This is a genomic window from Pseudoalteromonas luteoviolacea NCIMB 1944, assembly GCF_001625565.1.
Classification (GTDB): Bacteria; Pseudomonadota; Gammaproteobacteria; order Enterobacterales; family Alteromonadaceae; genus Pseudoalteromonas; species Pseudoalteromonas luteoviolacea_F.
This window is the reverse complement of sequence record NZ_AUXS01000036.1, coordinates 25,540-46,754: the sequence shown is the minus strand read 5'-3', so window position 1 is coordinate 46,754 and position 21,215 is coordinate 25,540. Positions and strand designations below refer to the sequence as shown.

The following is a 21,215-nucleotide window of genomic DNA, read 5'->3' as shown; positions in this document are numbered from 1 at the left end:
ATGTTAAGAAGTTACCTGTTAATTACAAAACCAGGCATTATCTTTGGTAACTTAATCACTGCGGTTGCGGGCTACGTGCTCGCAGCCAAAGGTAATATTGATTTCGTTACGTTTACAGCAATGATAGTGGGTACGGTGTGTATCATCGCCTCTGGTTGCGTTTTTAATAATGTGATTGACCGTGACATCGACCAATTGATGTCACGCACAAAGTACCGAAAGCCACTCTTAGAGTCTATTTCGGTAACCAAAGCTTTGGCCTATGCAACCCTTTTGGGTTGCGTAGGTTTTGCTTCATTAGCACTGTATGCATCTATGATGAGCTTTTATTTTGGTGTGCTTGGCTTCGTTGTATACGTAGGCCTATATACGCTCTACTATAAGAGAAAATCAATATACGGTACTTTTGTAGGCAGTATTTCAGGCGCTTGTCCTCCTGTAATGGGGTACTGTGCCGTTAATGGTCAATTTGATATTGGCGCCGTTGTAATCTTGGCAATCTTCTGTATTTGGCAAATCCCGCATTCTTATGCGATTGCTATATACCGATTCAAAGACTACAAAGACGCTAATATTCCAGTACTACCAATCGTCAGTGGTGTTGAAGTTGCTAGAAAACACATGATTGGCTTCATTGTTGCCTTTACTGTACTTGCACTTTCACTATTCACGTTAAACTACGTTGGTGCCATTTTCGCATCACTTACGTTTATTATTGGATTGGTCTGGTTATTGAGCACTATTTTCGACTTCCATCGCATGGACAATCATACTTGGGCTAAACGCGTGTTTATTTTATCACTCGTAGCCATTACCTCTATGAGTGTCTTGATGTCTGTCGATTTTGCTCACATTGACCCAACCTCATATGTGACAGCAAGGTAGAGTTATGAAGCAGTTTAAGCCCGCTCACTTACATTGGATTTTATCTTTTCTTGGTATTATCGGATTAATTTGGTTTTATTTAGCTACAACCACTAAAGACTTTAATGAAACAAGAAAATCTTTCGATGAATTAGGTGGGGATTTTACGCTGCAAAGCTATGCCGGTCCTGTTTCACTCTCTGATTATCAAGGTCAAGTTGTCGTTATGTACTTTGGCTACTTATCTTGTGCAGAGGTATGCCCTAACTCACTCGCAGTAATGACAAATGCATTTATGCGTCTTGAGAAACAAGGGCTTGATCAGGTGCAGGGGTTACTCGTCACAGTAGACCCTGCGCGTGATACAGTAGAGGATTTAAAGGAATATACCGACTACTTTCACGAGCGTATTACCGGTTTAACTGGCAGCGCTGAACAAACCAAAGAAGTTGGTGGATTATATGGCGTTTATTATGATGACCAAAATCTTGAAGAGTCGTTTATGGAATACTCAGTAGCGCATGCATCAAGATTTTACATCATCAACAAAGAAGGCGATTTAATCACCGCAATGAGTCATACAACAACGCCTAATGAGCTTGCAGCACAAATTAAGGAGCTACTATGAAGCATAAGCTATTCATCGCAGCCCTATTGCTAACGAGCACACAGATTGTTGCTAAAAACTCGATTGAAACGATCATCGAAAAATATAATGTCAAAAACTGCCACAGTGAATTAAAAGCCATGGCAGAGGACGTTATTGGTTCAAAGAAACATCGCCTACTCGTTTCAAATCAAACCAGCAAAAATGAGTTTGAGACCTTGTTGGTTACGGGTGTACTTGAATATAAAGATAGGCAAAGCCATATCACTTTTTCTATGTCTCACAGTGCGCAGCACTGTGAAGTTACTTATAAAGAGAGCTTTGCAGTCAAAAACCCATGTATTGTTGTACGTGAGGAAGTATTCAAAAAATGGCTATTTAAAGGCAAGTTAAACGACCATACACATGTTTTTTCTCATAAAAGAGATGAAAACTTTGTTGGCTATATGACCAGTACAAAAGATGGGTCGTATTGTTTAGTCAGCCGTCAAAAAAAGACTTCTTAGTCTGTTTAGTATCAGTGCAGTAATCTTATCTCTTTGCTGCACTACTTTAATTTCTTGCAACGTATTCTCTTTTAACCCCCTACTCTCCATACTCTTAGTTAATTTAATATTGACATCAATCTGGCTTTTCGCACCATTAGCAGACGTTTAAGAGCCACTCGGCGTATACCTAAAAATTGCAGCTGATTGCGAATAGCAGAATCACCTAAGCTGAATTCTTTGCTATCACAAAGTGTGTTTTGCAAAGCCAGCTGTGAAGGAGCCTAAATAGAGCAATCCCCTCACTAGCTTTTAATAGCCCTACAATGCAACACTTAAGAAGCTCTCAAAAATACACTGGATCACAGAGAAATTTGCTCCTATGCATTGGCCATCGTATTACCTTTTTTGGATTTAAGGAAAAGTACGATAGCAAAAAGAAGCACAAAACCAGCAACAATAGTAATAGGTAGAAGAATTGAGTGATCTGCAGGTGCTTGTGGTGCGTCTGCAAAGGTATTATCAAAGTTAAATTGCAGAGATTCGCCAATTTCAAAAGTATACTTTTCCCCCTGCTTTGTTCCAAAGTCTGCCTGTTTTAACTCTATATTCGTTGTCGAAGTCGCTTCATTCGCTTTAAAAAATACTCTAGCAACTCGCCCATCACCCGCGACACTCTTTGCGGGCGCTACTTGGCTTACAATGTAGTCTATGGTGCCAGTCTTTAAGTCCACAGCATTTTTTAATGTATATAGCCTTGCACTATCAAAAAAATCTCCGTGCTCGATCTGAACCGCCGCTTCTTTTTCGTTCTTGTCCAATACCGTGACTTGCTTTGTATCAAACTGTAACGCGATTTGTGACCCATACACCTCAGGAGCGTCTTTCAACATGATATCGACATAAAACTCGCTTCCCGCTCTTATATCTAACTCAGGGCTATACAGATACGCTTTCCCTTGTGAGGCGGCCACCATCAAGCTATTCAGGAGTAAAAAAATCATTGTTAGCTGCTTCATTTTTAGATCTCTTTCGTATTCGTTCTTCGTAATTTTGTAAAGGCCACATCTCGTGGCCTTCGCTTATATAAAAATTAGTTCACAAACCTTAGCTTACAAAGCTTGCGGGCCTTGTTTGCCAAAGTTTTTACCTAGTAACGTTAAATCTTGTAAGTTAATTTTATTATCACGATTAAAATCCGCTGCCGGTGTAAATGACGGATCGGTACTGACTGTTCGATACGCTCCCAATAATTGGGTTAAGTCGCCGATATCAATACTGTTATCGCCATTGCTATCACCAGCAACCAAAGCAATATCTCCAAAATTCATATCAGCTTGATTAGGCGCTAGCGTGATTTGTTTTTCGGCTGACAGGAATCCTGGTGCATTCACTGCAATAGTCACATTGCCAAGGCCAACTTTGAGTGAAAAGCTGCCATCAGGATTTACCTGTACGGCTTCACCGTTTATGAAAATAGTAACTTGAGAGTAGTCTCCTGTGATCCCCAAGTCTGCGACATTACCCGACAAAACAACTGACTCTAGTACAGTAATCGAGTAATTTACCTGACCCTGATAAACATAGTTACCATCATCTCCAGTAAATTGTGACTGTAGATCAATGTTCACAGTGCCCGGTTTATGAGCAAGCAGCGTTGCAGTACCATACAAGCCTTCGCCAGTTTTAGCTTGGTACGGAGCTTTCAGTGATAATGCACCATCCCACTGATTGTCAGCAATACCTAGCGGAATAGACAAACGCTCCGCAGTTGGTAAAAACTCTCCGTAACTACCACCGTTAAAGCTAGCAACCAAAGGATCGTTGACTGTCATCACTGTATCTATACCGTAAATACCTGCGCCCTTAGCCGTTAAAGGCAACTCAATAGTGTCTCCTTCAAACACTGCGATAGATGGAAGCGTAGCACTCAGTGCATATGTCGGCGCTTCATTAAAGGTAAATTTCTGAACGTGAACGCTTTCTCGGTCAAGATCAGACCAAGTTACTACAAACTCGCCGTTACCTATTAAGGCTGTATTAGGGTACATCTGGCTGCCTTGTGTGTAGGTATTTACACGAAAAGGACTGCCATCTGCGGTGCCATCTGGCTGATATTCCCTTGCATACACGCCCCACAAGCCCCCATCTTGATCTCTACTCGCCCAAGACACCAGATAGCCCCCAGTCTTATTTCCTTTAATAACTGGGTGCATGTGCGTGCCTGAATAGGTGTTGGCTTTGGTTTCTACTCCATTTTTAGAGCCGTTGGCATTAAATCTTTGTGTGTAGATATATCTGTCTGAACCAAGAATATGTTCATTAGATTGGGTTTCCCATACAACAACATACCCACCGTCTTTCAACCCAGTAACATCTGCAAACCCTTGAGCACCACCAGTTGTCGTGTTGACTTTAACTGCGCTCCCACTGTATTGATAGTTTGAATTAAAAACACGGCTGTAGACATCGTCACCTTGTCCCTGCCAAGTTAGTACAAAACCGCCATTCTCAAGTGCTGAAATCGCACCATACTTTTGCTCTCCGGCTTCGCTTGAAGTCGCACTAAATGTATTTTTAACAACATTCAAATCTTGGTCGAAGATTTTAACGAAAATTTCTGAGTCATTTCCTACATTTTCGTTTTGCCAAATCACCGCTGTATTACCGTTTTTTAGTACAGCATGTGAAGATTTATTGTATCGAGAAACGGATGCTGCGATAGTAAATGTACTTACCTTTGATCCGTCTGCTGCAAACCGCGCGGCTTGAATGGCGCTTTTAGACGAGTCTATTGCATCAGTATCTTCCCATGAAACCAAAAAACCACCGTCATTCAATGGGGACACATTATTGCGCATAGTACGTACGTTTGTGGCTGTTGAATTTATGCTTGCAATTGAAAAAGCATTGCCGATAGGTTCATCCCCTTGCGAAAAAATTTGGCCTCGAATTGATGTTCTGCCATCCCCACTGTTTTTAACATGCCAAGTAGCAACATACTTGCCATCGTTTAGCTCTACAACAGAGGTCGTTTCCGCAACATCACCTACCATTGGCGCAGCACTCACAAGGCGTTCAGTGCCAATTTTTGTAGGCGTTGACGCATGACTTACTAACGGCGTGGCTAAAATACTCATCAATGCAAGGCTACAGGCAGACTTAACTGGCGAGAATACTTTTTTCTTACTCTGGTTATTGAGTTTAGATTGCATACACTTTTTCCTTGAATTTTATTGGTCATGTATTTTCTTTTTTAATGCGCAAGGAAAGATATATAAGTTGATAACGCAATCATATAGGGCTTTCCCCCTATTCTAATCACAAAAAGCCTCAAGCAATTAAAAAACAAAGGCTTTTAAGCTATTATTTAATTAATAAAATGACACATACCTTTAAAAAAAGAAACTTAATGAATATTTTAATTTCATATAATTATTTTCATAACAAAAACTGAGTAATAAAACCTTAAAAGCCCAAAGCAAACCTAACCAAACCAGAAGCACCAAGGTTTCTTACCAAATCATTTTGTAGTTTTGCCACCTTTACTTAAGTCGCCTTTATAAATATAAAAATATCACATCATTTATTTATCCTAAATATACATAACAAAAAGCTCTTTGCTGTGGCAATCTAAATTTTCGTTGCGATTGTTATTTGAAGGGCTAAAAGTAGTGGGAAGAAAAGAACTCACATTGTGGGGCTATAAGCTGCCCATAGAAAAATGTTAAACTACCCTCTGTTACAGGTATAGCCACATTTCAGCAAACAATAGTAAACCTAAAACAGGTATAAAAACTCAACCTTTATTTAACTTACCTGTTGCTTATAATTTTAATATTCATAAGTAGGGTTAATTAAATTTTTATAGACTGGCGTCTTATTCAGTGACTAAAGTGGAATTCAATCTGAATTTGTTGAAGTACTAAAAAAGGTGAGGCAAAGCATAACAAAACAGCGATGGAATTACAGTGCTTTCTCACCTATGACTTTCAGTAATTAAGCGGATTATCTCGGCACAAAACGTTCACTAAACAGCTTGATTAAAAAATTAGGCAGTGGATATTTTTTGTAAATTACCTTTAGATAGGCTTGCCAAGCATTGTCTTTTAGCTCGTTGATTTCGTTGCTTGGTATAATATCTTTATAAATCTCCGCGAAATCCTTTAAAAACTGCACATCGCGACGTCTACTGGTTTTAGCATACCCTTTACCAGCATAATGAATAAAATCGGCTTCTAGATAGTTTTCTTTGCCAAACATATCCATTCGATTAAATGCTTTGTCAAGAGTCGCATGCTTTAAACAATGTTTGTGGAGTGTGTAATTAAAGTAACTCTGGTCATAATGGGTAATGTCATTGCAGATTAGTTGTAGGTCTTCCAATTTAGTTAATTTAAACAAATCTGCACTTTTCGAAGTTAGTATTATCCCCGCATTGTAATAGACTGGCCTTTCTTCAATTCTGGGCCACTGAACTTGACCTAGAAACGACTGGATCATATCGGCGTCAGTTCTTCGCTCCTGTTTTCCTCCTTCATCAAACCAATAAGTTGTATCTAATTCAGGATACAGCTCAAAAACATCCCTTGAATGTGGAGTTATAAGGACATCCGAATCAACATATAGAACTCTGTCGTATTTCTCAAGTAGTTCCCCAATTCGTAACTTCTCTGTCCAAGCTGGTGATGCATGATATTTAGGGTTAACAATATCTATTTTGTAATGCAGTTTATCGGACACGATCAAATCCGCGCCAACTTTATCAGCATAAATCTCAAAACTCTTTAAGGCAGCCTGATACATTGGATTGTCACCAATGGCGAGCGTAAAAATTGCTTTTTTCATTAATCTGGTATCCAAGTACTTACATAGCGTTATATCCTGAAGAGCTCATTAGCTCTGCAAGACACAGTTCAAGTCAGTGTTTATTTTATCTTTTAAAACACTTGGTTACAACGCAGCATAAATTTTTCATAAAAGCCAAAAACGCAGGTCAATGACCTAAACCTAGTCAAGAAAAGGAAGATAACAAATACTCACATTACATATCGTATAAGAATGCAAAGGAACTCTATAATATTGTTATGAATAGTAAACATTGTAACACGTATAAAAGGCATGAAAGGAGAGCTAGCATGGCAGGCTTCAATAATACTAACGTCTACTCTCCGTGGTGCAGATTACCAATAGTTGTGTCGAAAATTACACTTCTTCTATATCAACGACACCTGATAGTGAGATTCGTGTCATATCGTCATTATACACTTTTAAAGAGCCTCGTTTTTTATCGCGATAGGTCATTTCAGGAGCAAGTAATTCTGTCCATTGCCCGTTGGCATATTTTTGGATTGAATGTTTAACGGTTCCAACTGCTCCCAACTTTTCAGACCTTTCAATATTGCCTATGAGCACGATTTTATAAGCTGGTTGACTATAAGCATCGTAATAGAATACTTCGCCCGGTTCGCCTTCAACCAGCGTAGCTGTTACGCCATAGGATACCCAATCACCTATTTCCAATTTAAATTCATAGCTAAATGTTTGCTCACTGCTCACTATTTGCTGCGACGCCTTATTTTCAGTTGATAGATTGAGAGTTTGGGCATTGCCCGAAAAAATTAGTGACGCGCCTGTAAAAAGTATGGCTTTATGCCAAGCTCTGGTCATGTGTTACACCCTGTATATTGTATTTGATTTTTACATAATAAAAGCGTTTGAAAGTCGACTAACGATATATTAGGGAGGTGAAGCTGATATGAACAAACACCAACTGCTTTTTTTGGTGACAGTCTCAATTGGCTCATCTGGGCTTGATAGCGCCCTAAATTAAAAAGGTGACTGTACTTAGGTCACCTTTTTGTTGAGCTATATATGGAGCAATTAACTACCAATATTGTTAGATACTTTAAAACTCATTTGTGGATCTTCAACAAACTGTGTCATGCCAGGGCGCTTATAAAACAGCGTGCGTGTATAGTTTGAAATTGCCCAAATTACCCCTTCTCTATCGACGTCGATATTGTAGAAAGAGCCGAATTTTGCAAGCTCACCATTGTTCAAGGTATACACACTTTGAGGGCCATCATTGCTTCCATAAACACTGGCAACAACGTAAACTTGGCCACCACCAACAGCAATGTCTACCAAAGAGCACAAATTGCCACAAGCCACTTTTTGCTGTGTCCATTTAACTCCATCGTATTTAAACAGCTTGTCACTTTCTGTGATTGCCCAAATCACACCACCTAGTGCAACGTCAATTTTGGTGATCACTTCATTATCAATACGGAAATAGCCTTCAAAGCTGCCGCTCTTGTCGTTAAACTTTTTAAGGCTTCCATCACCATTTACACAATATACATGGTCAACGGTGAACGAACTGACGTCTGTTGCCCCCCAGCAACCAGTCACTGACTGCCAATCATAGTTCTGATACCTGAAGGCGTTGCCATTTTCTGAAATTGCAAATGTTGCCCCTTCATAAAACGCATAACCTTTATCATCGGGCGATGTACCAAAATGATAGTGAAAGTACCCACCTGAAGCCGCAATCGCTTTTTGTCCATGAGGAAGCTCTTTCTCTCTCCACAAACCAAATGAGTCATCTTTTTGTACCCATGGTACACCTAATCGGTCAATTGCGACACGTACCGGTGAATTGATAAACCCTTCCGCATTCGCGCTATTTGACAAAGTCACGCCTAAAGTCGCAATAACAGCCAAAGTTAAACTTGTTAATCTCATTTCCTTATTCCTATACGAGTTGTTGTCACGCGGCGTAGTTTACATAATAATTACATTCTAACTTGTACCCAAATGATGTATACCAATACTATTCATGCAATTTAAACTAAATTTCTTCTTGCTAATTAGACCTAGATAAATCAATGAACAACGGAAATACTTAATCCTTAATTGAATCGATAACCAATCGAGCTTTTTAGCTCAAAAATTACTAAAGATCAGACGCTCATGTTAATCACACTGTGTATTCAACAGAGTTGAAGTTAGAGACATCCAGCGAATTCAATTATAAAAATACCTTCTCCAACACTCGTCTAGACCTCAAATGAACCTACATAATCTAAATATTCCATTAATGGTTATAACCTTTATCAAGCATAAAAACTAAGGAATAAAACACCAAACCGAATGGACAATAAAGAAAGTTGAATGTTATGGTTATTGACTTTATTGTCCACGTAAAACTGCTAGTCACTACGGTGCTTAAACGAAAAACTCGCTTCTGGCTGCAACGAGCCTGATTTATCTTTCGGTGTGGTATAAAAACTGACATTCAGGCTATCACTGCGATTATCAAGTTCAATATGCGCAAAGCCCCAAATAAAGCTTTTTGCCCAAATAAGGTCATACTCTGGGTAGCGATTTTCTTGTTGCTGTGCAAACGGTGAGTGAGTTCCGCGCATTTTAGACGCAGCTCCGCTAATAATTAAAGGCAGTTTGGGCTTGTTATTCCCCGGCAAAACACGAGAACAATCATCCGTAAGTAATTCAAGGTCATGTTCATGTCCTGCAATATAGGCGTCTGCATATTGACATAACTCAGGTAAAATCAGCCGTCTTAACACGTGTCCTTCATCATATTTAGTGCCGCCAATTGACCACAATATATGGTGCCCATAAACTATTTTCCACTTTGCTTTCGATGATTTTAAACCATCAGCTAACCATGCTAGTTGCTTGTGGTCTTCACCATTGACCGGAGACTCGTGCACCTCTATGTCTTCAACTTCTGCGACACCGCTTGCCAACGCTGAAGCAAGGCCTTGTTCACTGCCGTCGTGTTTAAGTGGGATCTCGTAATAGTGCTGTCCAGATAACAACATGTTGGTATCGAGCACAAAAAACTCAACATCATTGCCAGGCTCACCGATTTTGTAACTATAGTAGCCACGCTCATCCATATGGAAATTAGGCTGTTTTGCCATCCACTCAGTTTGAAGCTTTACGCCTTTGCGAGATGTTTTCCAATCATGATTGCCCAGCGCAGAGTAAACAATAAGATCCTTATGATTTTTAAATAATGGCTTTAGAGGCCCTAAAATAAGATCATTCATGCGCTTTTGATCGTCTTTTCCATCATTGGCGTCAGCCCCATCTGGGTAGATGTTATCACCCAGTTGTATGCCAAACTCACAGGGCTTACGCTCGCACAATTTCGCCATTGCAGAGCCTACAGCCGCAGCACCGGTATCTTCTGTCGCGATTTCAGTACCTGGATAAACGTAAATTGGCGCGTGGTCAAACTCCTCAATGGGTCTATTATCTTCGAGCCAATCCGCCTTCTCTGCTGCAATGAACTGCTGTTTGTTTTTGGGCTTTTTAATATGTTTGGTTTTCGGGTAATCAGGGTGATAGCCACCATCACCAAATGCCAAAAATGAAATAGAATCTTGGGCTGATACCAAAAAAGTGCTGCTCAATAATAGGGCTGAAACAGCTATGCGAGAGGAAGTTAACTTCATAGAGTATTCGCTGCCCAGTTGCCTAAGCAGCGCCATCGTAGTTTATTAGAATAAAAATTTAAAATGAGCTTAAGGTAATACCTAGCTGATACGAGCGACCATAACTTTCGTATTGATAGTTGTAACGCGGCTGCCCGTGGTACACGTAAAGCGGTTCGTCGGTCAGGTTGACTGCATTGAAATACACTTGCGTTTGTTCGCTGATGTAATACTTCACACTGAAGTCAATTTGATTGTGCGCATCTTGGTAAACGCGGCCATCATTCTCGGTCATGATGTACGATTTACTCTTGTAGCTATTACTCAAACGTGCGCTTAGGAGGTTGCTTTCATAACCAATCATGAGATTTGCAACAGTGTCAGACTGGTTGGGCAAGGCATCATCAGCATCAATAAACGTACCATTGGCAGATATCATCAGACCATTGTCGAAATTTTTCGTATAAGCCAGCTCTAATCCGCTGAGCTCTGCCTCTCCGCCGTTTACCGATTGGATCACTTCTTCAAATCCATTCCACAGACCGTTATCTTGCACCTGCTTTTTAGCAATATAGTTATCAATATTTTTGTGAAATACCCCTGCAGATAACACGCCTATCTTGCCTGGATAATACTCGATAGAGAAATCAAAGTTACTTGCTTCATACGGGTTAAGGTCTGGATTTCCAACTTCACCTTTTCGTTCAACTTGTACAACGTCATCATCCAATGTCGTTTCGCTTTCTAATAATTGAAAAGCGGCTGCATCTCCAAAACTAGGTCTGGCAATAGTTTGAGTATATGCAAAGCGGGTTATTAGAGAGTCAGAATGGGCATACCGCATTGTAAGGTTAGGCAGTAAGTGGTCGTAATCTTTACTCACTTCCCAAGGTGTAATTGCAACGCGCTCGCTATCTTCAATATCATTCTTAAGTAGCTCTACACGACTGCCGACTGTGTCATACTCTGTGTCTTCATACCTGAGACCTGTAATCACATTCAAATCGCCAATATCTAAGCTCAGCATCGCATACAGCGCGGACACCGTTTCTTGTGACGTATAACTTTTACCCTTACTTTCAATGTCTGATTCCAATGTGTTTAAATCTAAATCGGCTTGATTCGATGAAAAGTAAGACTTGATCCCTTGCCGTGATAAACCAGGGCCAAAATCGCCTAAGTCAAATTCAGGGCTGTTGGTTGCAAATTGTTGTGCGGTAATTTCATCAAAGCCGCCGTCATAGACCTTAGCATTAACACGATTGAGTTTTTCTCTGTCATTGTACTTAACCCCCGCCTTAAACTGTGCGTTGTAACCGTTAAGTACAAAGTCCTTGCTGACATCCAGCTTAAAGCTGATAGCTTCATCTTCACTCAGGTTGTCTTCCCATACAATTTCATCCAGTGAGAAATTGTTGAGATCATGAGCTGAAGGTGAATGAGACAAAATTGGCGTATCCCCCAAACTCGCATATCCCAAGGTAAGTGCTTCACCTGCAAAATCTACATCCAATCGATTTGGTTCAGCTTCATCTGACTTAGAATAGCCAAGGTTATACTCAATAAACCAACTATTTAGGATGTGCTCCGCACCTGCCACAACTGACAGAATGCTTTGCTCTTCATATCTATCTTTGGTGTCCCTGTCCATTTCAGCATCAGTGAAATAGGCTGCGGTTTCACTGGACTCAGCACTTAGGTATTTTCCTTTGTCATATCGATACTCATTGCGCTGGCGAAATTCATCGTCTGAAAATTCACTGTAAAGCGTGCGCAGATAGTATTTATTCATCGCCCCTTGATGCAAATCCAAATTCAGCGCTGCGCCTAATCGTTCGCGTTGAACTTGATAGTGACGTTGCTCTATTTCTTCGGCCCCAAAAAATTCAACGTCCTCTCCAGTTTCTGCACTCTCCTGCTCTAGCGACATCCAGCCACCGTCCGTTTCCATATTGTGAGAACCAAACTTGCGCTCAAACCAAGAAACAGCTGTAGCAACACCTAACTGTGTGTTATTGGCTAAATCGTAAATATCGCTAAAGCTTGCTGAGAGTTTTGGACTTGTTTCATTCACTAACTCATTGTGAGAAGCTTGAGCGGTGAAACTATAACTTTGTCCTTGTCTATCGAATGCGCTTAAGCTTTTAACGTTGATACTGCCACCGATGGCACTCGCGTCCATATCTGGTGTTACTGTTTTGCTGACTTCTAAGCTTTGTATAATCTCGCTAGGTATTACATCCATCGCGACGCTTCGGATCCCTGCTTCTGGAGAAGGCACATTTGCCCCGTTGATCGACACGTTGTTCAATCCTGGATCGATACCTCGGATCCCCACAAAACGCCCTTCACCTTGGTCACGTTGAATAAACATGCCGGGTAAGCGCTGCAGGGCCTCAGCTGCATTTTGGTCGGGTAATTGGCCAATACTATCGGCACTGACAATCGTCATGATCCCATCTGCATTTTTTTGACGGTTAAGTGCTCCAGCTTGGCCCGCTCGCTGCCCTACAACAATGATGTTATCAACCTCGTTATCTAGCGGCGTGAGCACAACGGACACAGTGGTTACTTGTTTATCGTCGATTTTGACTGTTTGACGATAAGATTGCGCACCAATATAGTTCACTTCGAGTGTGTAGTTTCCTGCAGGTATTTGGGTAAAAATAAAGCGGCCATCTCGGCTCGAACTCACCTGTCTATTGAGTTCAACAATTTTGACCTGCGCTCCTTCAAACAGCGCCTTATTTTGTGTATCTCCGATTTGTCCCTGAAGAGTATTGGCTTGGGCACCCGTTGCTATTAAACCCAGCAGCATGGCCACAGCTTTGTGAGACTTTGAAAAAGGTAACGGTAGTGTATGTTTCATATTTATCTCGTACAGATTGAGTTGATTGTTCACCCTAAAAATCGCAAAAACCTTATCTGGACATTATGAATTATTTATTTCACCTACACTTAGAACACTCTGATTTAACTAGTTTTTCACTACAAACTAGGCTGTACTGAGCTAATTTCACCCCCTTTAAAGTGCCAAAAACAATCGTCTTGTGATTTTTTGCTCAATTATTGCTACTAAGATTAAAAAAACTGTCAAAGTAGTGAGCTAAATTGACCCTGTTAAAGAAAATTAACCGCAATAACATAACAGCATTACTCACTAGGCTCGGCATAGAATCATGATATTTTCCTTTCGCAAAGTTAGACATTTTTCCTTATGGCTATTGCTCTTATTTTCCATCACCATAACTCTGATCTGCACAGTGTATCTAGGTGAGCCTAAACCCTCATCCCACATAGAAACTCTAGATGCGCTAGGCGAAGGAGGTCTAGCGTTTATGTCTTTGGTATGGCTTATTGCGACCTTGTTAAGCCGGCCCACAGGACGTGTTACAACAGCACTTGCCGGTGGGCTTACTTTAATGCTCATTTCGCTGTTATTAGACTGTCTTGATGAGTTTTTTACATTTGATCATATCCACCCGACTCTGAGCTCCCTAGAGGCCTTTCCCGCATTACTAGGCATGATTGTCATGAGCTTTGCGATGCACTGGTGGTATCAAGAGCAGACATATTTAAATTTAACACTGCTCAAAAAAGAGCGGCATTTTCGCGAGCATACTTTTACCGACTATGTGACAGGACTTTATAGTGCCCGGTATATGGAAAAACAAATTAGCATTGAAATTGAACAGCTCGCTAATACTGGTACAAAGTTTTGTGTTGCTATCTTGGACTTAAAATCATATGGACGATTCTGTTTCGAACACGGTATTACCAAAGGAGAGCTACTACTGCGTGATACCGGCCAGTTAATCACGTTAAACATTCGCGGTTGTGACTTAGCTTGCAGGTACGCGGGTGACAAATTTATTGTCTTATTCCCTGCAACACCACTTCATACTGCTCAATCCATTTCACAGAGAGTATGTGCGGCTGCACAAATCCATTATCAATACGATGAAAACTTACTCACGCTCGACCCGAACACTCTTCATTGTGCATGTATTGAGGTCTCACAACCAATGCAAAGCAAGCAAATTTTTGAACAGCTGATCACACAGTTGCACCAAAATAAGCAGGCGGCATAGTGTCTTATTTTGAAACTAGTGAGCCTAAACTCTCGAGCCATCAGTTGCTAGTACCGCTAATAGAGCTTGCCAAACAACGCGGTATACACCCAGACAAAGCACTTAAGGGAACAAAATTATTTTACAGCGATTTTGCACAGCCAGATCACGTATCTAGCTTTTCACAGCTAGAACAAACAATAAAAAACATCATGACTTGCCACCTTGGGCAGGACATCAGCTTTGTACTTGGGCAACATTTACTCCACAGTATCTGTGCACGCTATGCGTCGTATTTATTTCATTGTAGCAACCTCAAAGCATTACTTGCCGCTTGCAAGCAACTACAAGGTGAGTTGTTTCCCTATTTTAGCGTGCGAATGTTTAAACAAAACAAGGCCATACATTTAATAGTCAACCCCGCGATTAGTGAACTCCAGCCAAGCGTTTACTGCTTCTTACTCGAAGTGTGGTTAAGCTTAATCAACGGTTTTTTAAAGTGGCGCTTTGAAAATACACAAGTTCAATTTCAACTGCCCTATACAACGCCTGTATACATTGAAGAATATCAAGCCATAGGTGCAAACCTTTTGTCATTCGGGCATCACTTTACTACTGTGGTGATTTCCAAAGAAGCATTACAAACGCGGCAAAACAGCGCAATACCGGCACTTCAGTCTGATATAAAAACTTTAGCCAACAGCAACACCGTTGGTTTTTTAGCCTATGCAGAATCATTTTTAATTGCCAACCCCAGAGCCACATTAGAAGACCTCGCAAATTACTTCAATACCAGTGGTGCAACACTGAAACGAAAACTCGCACTACACAACAGTCAATTTAGTTGCTTAAAAGATAGGGTATTGAGCCAACAAGCAGGTTTCTGTATTGGGCAACAAGGCTACTCAAACTCGCAGGTAGCTAAAGTTCTGGATTTCAATGATTTGCCAAACTTTAGGCGTGCAATTAAACGTTGGTTTGGCGTGACGCCTTCAGAATTACGAAAGGTGAGGATATAAAAAGGAAAAAAGCCGCGGCATAGTGCACACGGCTTCAACAACCAGAATTGGTTACAGAGCTTGTTCTAGCTCAGGTAATACGTCAAATAAGTCGGCGACTAAGCCATAATCAGCGACTTGGAAAATAGGCGCTTCTGGATCTTTGTTGATAGCAACAATGATTTTAGAATCTTTCATACCTGCAAGGTGTTGGATTGCACCACTAATACCTACAGCAATATAGAGATCTGGAGCAACAATCTTACCAGTCTGTCCTACTTGCATATCATTTGGTACGAAGCCAGCATCTACTGCTGCGCGAGATGCCCCAATTGCTGCACCAAGCTTGTCTGCAATGCCGTTAAGAAGTGCAAAATTTTCACCGTTTTGCATACCACGACCACCAGAGATAATCACAGGAGCTGCTGTAAGCTCCGGACGCTCTGATTCAGTTTGCTCAACACCAACAAAGCTACTTAGGCTATTAGCAGCTCCATTAGATAATGTCTCAACAGACACTGGCGCTTGCTCGCCCGCTGCATCAAATGCACTAGCACGTACCGTGATCACTTTTTGTGACTCCAACGATTTCACAGTTGCGATTGCATTGCCCGCGTATATTGGACGCTTAAATGTGTCAGCATCAACCACGTCAACAATTTCAGAAATTTGCGATTTGTCTAAAAGCGCAGCAACACGCGGTAAAATGTTTTTACCTGTTGTCGATGCACTGGCAAGTATATGGCTGTAGCTCTCAGCTAGCTCAACGACTAGATCAGCTGTATTTTCTGCCAATTGGTGTTCAAAATTTGCATTATCAACTAATTTAACTGATGTAACACCTGCAATGCCTGCAACGGAATCTGCTGCCGCCGCAACACTGCTACCTGCGACCAATACATCAACATTGCCACCAATCTTAACAGCCGCTGTGATCACTTTCGCAGTTTCAGGCTTTAAAACACCATTTTCATGTTCTGCAATGACTAATACGCTCATGAGATCACCTTTGCTTCTGTCTTAAGTTTAGTTACTAGCTCTTCAACACTCTCTACGATAACACCAGCTTCTCGCTTAGCCGGCTCATCAACTCTAACCAGCTCAACGCGTGGTGCTAAGTCGACGCCGAGCGAATCTGCTGCGATGACGTCAAGTGGCTTACGCTTCGCCTTCATGATGTTTGGTAGTGTCGCGTAACGCGGTTCGTTTAAACGTAGGTCAGTAGTAACAATTGCTGGTAACGCTAAAGAAACAGTTTGTAAGCCACCGTCTACCTCACGCGTCACGATGGCATTGCCACCTTCTATTACTAACTTAGATGCAAACGTTCCTTGACCTCGCTTCGTCAACGCACCAAGCATTTGGCCTGTTTGGTTGTTGTCTGCATCAATAGATTGTTTACCTAAAATGACTAGTTCAGGATTTTCTTGCTCTACCAATTTAGCCAGTAATTTTGCAACATGTAGCGACTCTAACGTTGCGTCTGTTTCGATGTGGATTGCCTTGTCAGCACCAAGTGCCAATGCCGTGCGAAGCTGCTCTTGACAAGCTTTATCACCAATAGATACGGCGATCACTTCAGTTGCACTGCCTGCTTCTTTTAATCTAATCGCTTCTTCTACTGCGATTTCACAAAACGGGTTCATGGCCATCTTAACATTGGTAAGATCAACATTGCTGTTATCTGCCTTGACTCTCGCTTTGACGTTGTAGTCAATCACGCGTTTGATTGGTACAAGTACTTTCATGGTTACTCCATCATCTGGTTATTTGTATAGCTGACGCGTACGTCAATGAAACAATTTAATGAAACCAGCCTACTTCCTGTTGACGTAAACGTCAACCTAAAATAACCTTAGCTTAACGTAAAAAGAACTTAACTCGAGTTTAAGTTAATCTACCGTCAATGTATACGAGGTAAAAATGGTCGAACGTGAAACCATGGAATTTGATGTCGTCATAGTGGGTGCGGGCCCTGCAGGCCTATCATGCGCTATTCGACTCGCTCAGCAAGCACAGCAAAAAGAACAAGAACTCATGATCTGTGTGGTAGAAAAAGGCTCAGAAGTGGGTGCACATATTTTGTCCGGTGCTGTTTTCGAGACCAAAGCATTAGATGAGCTCATTCCTGATTGGGCACAAAAAGGTGCACCTATTACAACAAAAGTAACAGAAGATGAAATCTACCTGTTTAAAGATGAGCAAAACGCAACAAACCTACCACATATGGTGGTACCAAAAACCTTTAAAAACGAAGGCAATTACATCGTTTCTATGGGCAATGTCTGCCGTTGGTTAGCAGAGCAAGCAGAAGCGCTTGGCGTAGAGATTTTCCCCGGCTTTAGTGCTCATTCACTGATCATTGAAGAAAATGAAGTTAAAGGCATTGTAACAGGTGACATGGGCTTAGACAGAGATGGTGAGCCAAAAGACACGTATATGCCAGGCATGGAACTTCGCGCTAAATACACAGTGTTTGCTGAAGGTTGTCGCGGCCACCTTGGTAAACAATTGCTCAAGGAGTTTGAGCTAGATAAAGACGCTACGCCACAACACTATGGCATTGGTTTTAAAGAAATTTGGCAAATCGACCCAGCGAAGCACAAAGAAGGTACAGTGGTTCACGGCACTGGCTGGCCGCTTGACAATGAAACCCATGGCGGCTCATTTATGTACCACGCCGAAAATAACCAAGTTGTGGTTGGTTTGATCATCGATTTGAACTACAAGAACCCGTATTTAAGCCCATTTGATGAATTTCAGCGCATGAAACATCATCCGGTGTTTAAGCAAACCCTAGAAGGCGGTGAACGTATTTCGTACGGCGCACGTGCAATCGCAAAGGGTGGATTGCACGCATTACCTAAAATGCATTTTCCAGGCGGTTTGTTGATTGGTTGTGATGCTGGCACCTTGAACTTCGCCAAAATCAAAGGAAATCACACTGCAATGAAGTCTGGTATGATCGGTGCCGATACTATCATTGAAGCGCTTTCAAAAGAGGACGCGACTACTGACTTACAAAGTTTCGACGATAAGTTTAAGGCAAGCTGGCTGCATGAAGAGCTCTATCAATCTCGCAACTTTGGTCCAGCCATGCATAAGCTAGGTCGCTACCTAGGCGGCGCCTACAACATGATTGACCAAAACTTCTTCTCTGGTGCATTACCTTTCACCATCAAAGATATTAGCAAAGATTACGAGTCCCTAAGACTCGCCAAAGACGCGACTAAAATTGACTACCCGAAACCCGATGGCAAGCTCAGCTTTGACAAACTTTCTTCGGTCTTTTTATCAAATACAAACCATGAAGAAGTTCAACCCTGCCATTTACAACTTAAAGACGCCAGCATTCCGGTTTCGGTTAATTTAGAGCAATATGCAGAACCTGCGCAGCGTTACTGCCCTGCAGGTGTTTATGAGGTGAATGAAAATGAAGCCGGTGAAAAGCAATTTGTGATTAATGCACAAAACTGTATTCACTGTAAAACCTGCGATATCAAAGACCCTAGCCAAAATATTACTTGGGTGACACCAGAAGGTGCTGGTGGACCCAACTACCCGAATATGTAATAACCCAACCAATTATTTACATATCTCAAATTGCAAGGGGCGAAACGCCCCTTTTTTTCTATACTTACCTCATACTCGAAAAACGATGAGGCGCGTATGGCCAATCAATCAGAAGTGATTTTCAGGTTTTTAGCTGAACCTACCGACGTAAATTTTGGCGGCAAAGTCCACGGCGGCGTCGTAATGAAATGGATCGATCAGGCAGGGTATGCCTGTGCTGCGGGCTGGAGTGGCGCCTATTGCGTTACGGTCTCAGTCGCTGGTGTGCGTTTTCACCGCCCTATTTTGGTTGGCCAAATTGTTGAGGTATCCGCAAAAATCGCCCATACCGGAAAAACCAGTATGCAGATATTTATTCAGGTGAGGTGTGGCGATCCACAAAAGCAGCACATGGTCGAAACCAACCACTGTATCATTAGTTTTATTGCTATGGATCAAGCGGGCTACCCTATTCCCGTATCTAAATTTGTAGCGCAAACTCCTGAGCAAAAAGCCCTAGAACAATACGCGATAAAAATGAAAGACATCGCGATACAAACAGAGTCTTTACTGCAAGCCACATTAGATCAAGACGAATAAATCCAATTGGGCTCTACAAAGACACTGCAAAACCCTAAGTTGCTCTTCCCGTTGCGATTGGGGAATTGTGTTTGTGGTCATTTTAATTAAAACTCAAAGTTGCTAATAGGTGTTCTTGCAACTCTGCTTACTTTAATACTCATTTGAAACTATCGGCCAAACAATCTCATATAGTGCCAACTTCAAATCTGTTTTTCCATTAAAATGAGTTGCTGACCTTGGTATTGCGACACACCAAATTGACGGTAACCAAGTTTACGATATACGTGTATACCCCGTGAGTTAGTCGCAAACACATCTAGCCATATTCTCTTAGCTCCTAAGTGCACTTTACAATAAAGGGCCATCTCCTTAATCGCGAGCTGGCCGATCCCTCGGTGTTTTTTTGCTATGACTACACGTCGAAACTCCACATCTCCACCATGCTGTTTGACCAAGATAAAAAAACCGGACAACCTACCTTTACAAAAAATAGACAAGTACAGTGTGTTCGCTTGGTCCATCTGTGCTAAATGCTGTGACCTTGTATATGGAATGATAAAGTGTTCCGTGTCACTTTCTTGCTCCATATCTATAAATTTTTCAATGTGTTCGGCTTCAGAAACCACCAGCTCAATCATAAGGGTTACCGTTTTTAGGTTATTGACGAATATATTTTAAACTGAATTGCAACGAACTGCGGTTACAGTCACCTCAATCAACACATCACCTTCAAGATCAACACCTAGGCAAGCTCGCTGGGGCCAATGGTCAGGGTTTGGGCCAAGCCACTCTTTCCAAACTTCATCCATTATTGGCTTGTCTGCCATGTTTGCAATATATACTTGTGCGGAAACTATGCGGGTCTTATCTGAACCAAGCTCATTGAGGTTTTTTTGGATTGTATTTAGCGTGTGCTTTGTTTGCTGTGCCAAGTCTGTTTGAGTATCAAATGACGTTGCGACAGTCCACACTAATTCTTTATAGGCTGATGATTTATTACGGCCTTCATATAGGCCTCGCTTTCTTTCAATCATCGTACTACTCCTTGATCATTGATAGGTAAAGGGGTTATGCGTAATTGAGTAATACTTTTGCGTTTGTAGAATTTGAAATATGCTCAATGAAAAGGAGCTTAAGCTCCTTTATTATCTCTTTACTGTCTCGTTATTTACGGACCGCAATCGCTTCAATTTCAATGTTGACATCTTTTGGCAAACGCGCAACTTCTACACAAGAACGCGCCGGGTAATGTGCTACTTTATGCTCGTCGAAAAATTGGCCATAAACTTCATTTACAGTACCAAAGTCATTCAGGTCTTTTACAAATACAGTCAATTTTACAATATCAGCAACGGTTAGACCTGAAGACTCAACAACTGCTTTCACGTTCTCAAGTGATTGTTTTGCTTGATCAGCAATGGCTTCTGGAACCTCTCCTGTGACAGGGTTAACAGGGATCTGACCAGAAGTCAGTACCATGTTTCCTAAGTCAACACCTTGGACATAAGGGCCAATTGCCGCTGGTGCAGATTCTGTGTGCAATACTTTTGTCATGATAATTTCCATTTCAGGTTAGTAGAAAAAGTGCG

19 protein-coding genes are annotated in these 21,215 nt (G+C 41.4%); 7 read left to right on the top strand and 12 right to left on the bottom strand.

The genetic code is table 11. The annotated features are described in order from the left end of the window. The 3 genes from cyoE to N483_RS13260 are packed head-to-tail and all read left to right on the top strand — an operon-like array spanning position 1 to position 1,977. Positions 1-885, top strand: coding sequence for a heme o synthase (gene cyoE / locus N483_RS13270; RefSeq protein ID WP_023399252.1), 885 nt, complete (start codon positions 1-3; stop codon positions 883-885). A gap of 4 nt (positions 886-889) precedes the next feature. Further along, entirely contained in the window at positions 890-1,492 is a 603-nt protein-coding gene (locus N483_RS13265; protein WP_023399251.1) for an SCO family protein, read from the top strand. Continuing rightward, positions 1,489-1,977: a hypothetical protein gene (locus N483_RS13260; RefSeq protein ID WP_023399250.1), complete on the top strand. Its 489-nt coding sequence runs from the start codon at positions 1,489-1,491 to the stop codon at positions 1,975-1,977. Before N483_RS13265 ends, N483_RS13260 begins: the two co-directional genes overlap by 4 nt. 359 nt (positions 1,978-2,336) lie before the next feature. Here N483_RS13260 and N483_RS13255 read toward each other — a convergent pair whose 3' ends face one another. The 7 genes from N483_RS13255 to N483_RS13225 form a co-directional block, all read right to left on the bottom strand. Further along, positions 2,337-2,975 carry a cohesin domain-containing protein gene (locus tag N483_RS13255; protein WP_023399249.1) on the bottom strand — a complete coding sequence of 213 codons (639 nt, stop codon included), beginning with the start codon at positions 2,973-2,975 and terminating at the stop codon, positions 2,337-2,339. Positions 2,976-3,068: 93 nt separating this feature from the next. Further along, positions 3,069-5,171, bottom strand: a complete 2,103-nt coding sequence (locus N483_RS13250) for a dockerin type I domain-containing protein (RefSeq protein WP_023399248.1) — start codon at positions 5,169-5,171, stop codon at positions 3,069-3,071. 793 nt (positions 5,172-5,964) lie between these two features. Further along, complete coding sequence (locus N483_RS13245) at positions 5,965-6,804, bottom strand: glycosyltransferase (protein ID WP_023399247.1); 840 nt, start codon at positions 6,802-6,804, stop codon at positions 5,965-5,967. A gap of 357 nt (positions 6,805-7,161) precedes the next feature. Further along, positions 7,162-7,626 (bottom strand): hypothetical protein, encoded by a 465-nt coding sequence (locus N483_RS13240; RefSeq protein WP_023399246.1) that lies wholly within the window; start codon positions 7,624-7,626, stop codon positions 7,162-7,164. Between the two features lie 213 nt (positions 7,627-7,839). Next, the gene (locus tag N483_RS13235) at positions 7,840-8,703 is read right to left on the bottom strand and encodes a hypothetical protein (protein WP_023399245.1); all 864 of its coding nucleotides are present in this window, start codon (positions 8,701-8,703) and stop codon (positions 7,840-7,842) included. 467 nt (positions 8,704-9,170) lie between these two features. Next, on the bottom strand, positions 9,171-10,445 hold the full coding sequence (locus N483_RS13230; protein ID WP_036976092.1) for a metallophosphoesterase: 1,275 nt from the start codon (positions 10,443-10,445) through the stop codon (positions 9,171-9,173). Positions 10,446-10,503: 58 nt separating this feature from the next. Then, positions 10,504-13,293, bottom strand: a complete 2,790-nt coding sequence (locus N483_RS13225) for a TonB-dependent receptor (protein ID WP_023399243.1) — start codon at positions 13,291-13,293, stop codon at positions 10,504-10,506. Positions 13,294-13,603: 310 nt separating this feature from the next. On the opposite strand from N483_RS13225, the gene N483_RS13220 reads away from it, so the two are divergent. Both N483_RS13220 and N483_RS13215 read left to right on the top strand, forming a co-directional pair. After that, entirely contained in the window at positions 13,604-14,515 is a 912-nt protein-coding gene (locus tag N483_RS13220) for a GGDEF domain-containing protein (RefSeq protein ID WP_023399242.1), read from the top strand. After that, positions 14,515-15,513: a helix-turn-helix domain-containing protein gene (locus tag N483_RS13215; protein ID WP_023399241.1), complete on the top strand. Its 999-nt coding sequence runs from the start codon at positions 14,515-14,517 to the stop codon at positions 15,511-15,513. The genes N483_RS13220 and N483_RS13215 overlap by 1 nt, the downstream gene beginning before the upstream one ends. A gap of 51 nt (positions 15,514-15,564) precedes the next feature. On the opposite strand, the gene N483_RS13210 is transcribed toward N483_RS13215, so the two are convergent. Both N483_RS13210 and N483_RS13205 read right to left on the bottom strand, forming a co-directional pair. Beyond that, positions 15,565-16,491 (bottom strand): electron transfer flavoprotein subunit alpha/FixB family protein, encoded by a 927-nt coding sequence (locus N483_RS13210; RefSeq protein ID WP_023399240.1) that lies wholly within the window; start codon positions 16,489-16,491, stop codon positions 15,565-15,567. Then, the gene (locus tag N483_RS13205) at positions 16,488-17,240 is read right to left on the bottom strand and encodes an electron transfer flavoprotein subunit beta/FixA family protein (RefSeq protein WP_023399239.1); all 753 of its coding nucleotides are present in this window, start codon (positions 17,238-17,240) and stop codon (positions 16,488-16,490) included. The genes N483_RS13210 and N483_RS13205 overlap by 4 nt, the downstream gene beginning before the upstream one ends. Positions 17,241-17,415: 175 nt before the next feature. Here N483_RS13205 and N483_RS13200 point away from each other — a divergent pair, with 175 nt between their 5' ends. Further along, positions 17,416-19,065: an electron transfer flavoprotein-ubiquinone oxidoreductase gene (locus N483_RS13200; RefSeq protein ID WP_023399238.1), complete on the top strand. Its 1,650-nt coding sequence runs from the start codon at positions 17,416-17,418 to the stop codon at positions 19,063-19,065. Between the two features lie 96 nt (positions 19,066-19,161). Beyond that, on the top strand, positions 19,162-19,644 hold the full coding sequence (locus N483_RS13195; RefSeq protein ID WP_023399237.1) for an acyl-CoA thioesterase: 483 nt from the start codon (positions 19,162-19,164) through the stop codon (positions 19,642-19,644). A gap of 182 nt (positions 19,645-19,826) precedes the next feature. Here the strand turns inward: N483_RS13195 and N483_RS13190 are convergent, their stop codons facing one another. From N483_RS13190 to N483_RS13180, 3 genes are all read right to left on the bottom strand, one after another. Then, complete coding sequence (locus N483_RS13190; protein WP_023399236.1) at positions 19,827-20,264, bottom strand: GNAT family N-acetyltransferase; 438 nt, start codon at positions 20,262-20,264, stop codon at positions 19,827-19,829. Positions 20,265-20,300: 36 nt separating this feature from the next. Then, positions 20,301-20,660: a RidA family protein gene (locus N483_RS13185; protein ID WP_023399235.1), complete on the bottom strand. Its 360-nt coding sequence runs from the start codon at positions 20,658-20,660 to the stop codon at positions 20,301-20,303. 130 nt (positions 20,661-20,790) lie between these two features. Beyond that, positions 20,791-21,180 (bottom strand): RidA family protein, encoded by a 390-nt coding sequence (locus N483_RS13180; protein ID WP_023399234.1) that lies wholly within the window; start codon positions 21,178-21,180, stop codon positions 20,791-20,793. Positions 21,181-21,215: the final 35 nt, after the last annotated feature.

Bases quoted from the DNA above. Each gene is read 5' to 3' on its own strand.
- cyoE (WP_023399252.1), top strand. From the start codon at position 1: ATGTTAAGAAGTTACCTGTTAATTACAAAACCAGGCATTATCTTTGGT.
- N483_RS13265 (WP_023399251.1), top strand. From the start codon at position 890: ATGAAGCAGTTTAAGCCCGCTCACTTACATTGGATTTTATCTTTTCTT.
- N483_RS13260 (WP_023399250.1), top strand. From the start codon at position 1,489: ATGAAGCATAAGCTATTCATCGCAGCCCTATTGCTAACGAGCACACAG.
- N483_RS13255 (WP_023399249.1), bottom strand. From the start codon at position 2,975: ATGAAGCAGCTAACAATGATTTTTTTACTCCTGAATAGCTTGATGGTG.
- N483_RS13250 (WP_023399248.1), bottom strand. From the start codon at position 5,171: ATGCAATCTAAACTCAATAACCAGAGTAAGAAAAAAGTATTCTCGCCA.
- N483_RS13245 (WP_023399247.1), bottom strand. From the start codon at position 6,804: ATGAAAAAAGCAATTTTTACGCTCGCCATTGGTGACAATCCAATGTAT.
- N483_RS13240 (WP_023399246.1), bottom strand. From the start codon at position 7,626: ATGACCAGAGCTTGGCATAAAGCCATACTTTTTACAGGCGCGTCACTA.
- N483_RS13235 (WP_023399245.1), bottom strand. From the start codon at position 8,703: ATGAGATTAACAAGTTTAACTTTGGCTGTTATTGCGACTTTAGGCGTG.
- N483_RS13230 (WP_036976092.1), bottom strand. From the start codon at position 10,445: ATGAAGTTAACTTCCTCTCGCATAGCTGTTTCAGCCCTATTATTGAGC.
- N483_RS13225 (WP_023399243.1), bottom strand. From the start codon at position 13,293: ATGAAACATACACTACCGTTACCTTTTTCAAAGTCTCACAAAGCTGTG.
- N483_RS13220 (WP_023399242.1), top strand. From the start codon at position 13,604: ATGATATTTTCCTTTCGCAAAGTTAGACATTTTTCCTTATGGCTATTG.
- N483_RS13210 (WP_023399240.1), bottom strand. From the start codon at position 16,491: ATGAGCGTATTAGTCATTGCAGAACATGAAAATGGTGTTTTAAAGCCT.
- N483_RS13205 (WP_023399239.1), bottom strand. From the start codon at position 17,240: ATGAAAGTACTTGTACCAATCAAACGCGTGATTGACTACAACGTCAAA.
- N483_RS13200 (WP_023399238.1), top strand. From the start codon at position 17,416: ATGGTCGAACGTGAAACCATGGAATTTGATGTCGTCATAGTGGGTGCG.
- N483_RS13195 (WP_023399237.1), top strand. From the start codon at position 19,162: ATGGCCAATCAATCAGAAGTGATTTTCAGGTTTTTAGCTGAACCTACC.
- N483_RS13190 (WP_023399236.1), bottom strand. From the start codon at position 20,264: ATGATTGAGCTGGTGGTTTCTGAAGCCGAACACATTGAAAAATTTATA.
- N483_RS13185 (WP_023399235.1), bottom strand. From the start codon at position 20,660: ATGATTGAAAGAAAGCGAGGCCTATATGAAGGCCGTAATAAATCATCA.
- N483_RS13180 (WP_023399234.1), bottom strand. From the start codon at position 21,180: ATGACAAAAGTATTGCACACAGAATCTGCACCAGCGGCAATTGGCCCT.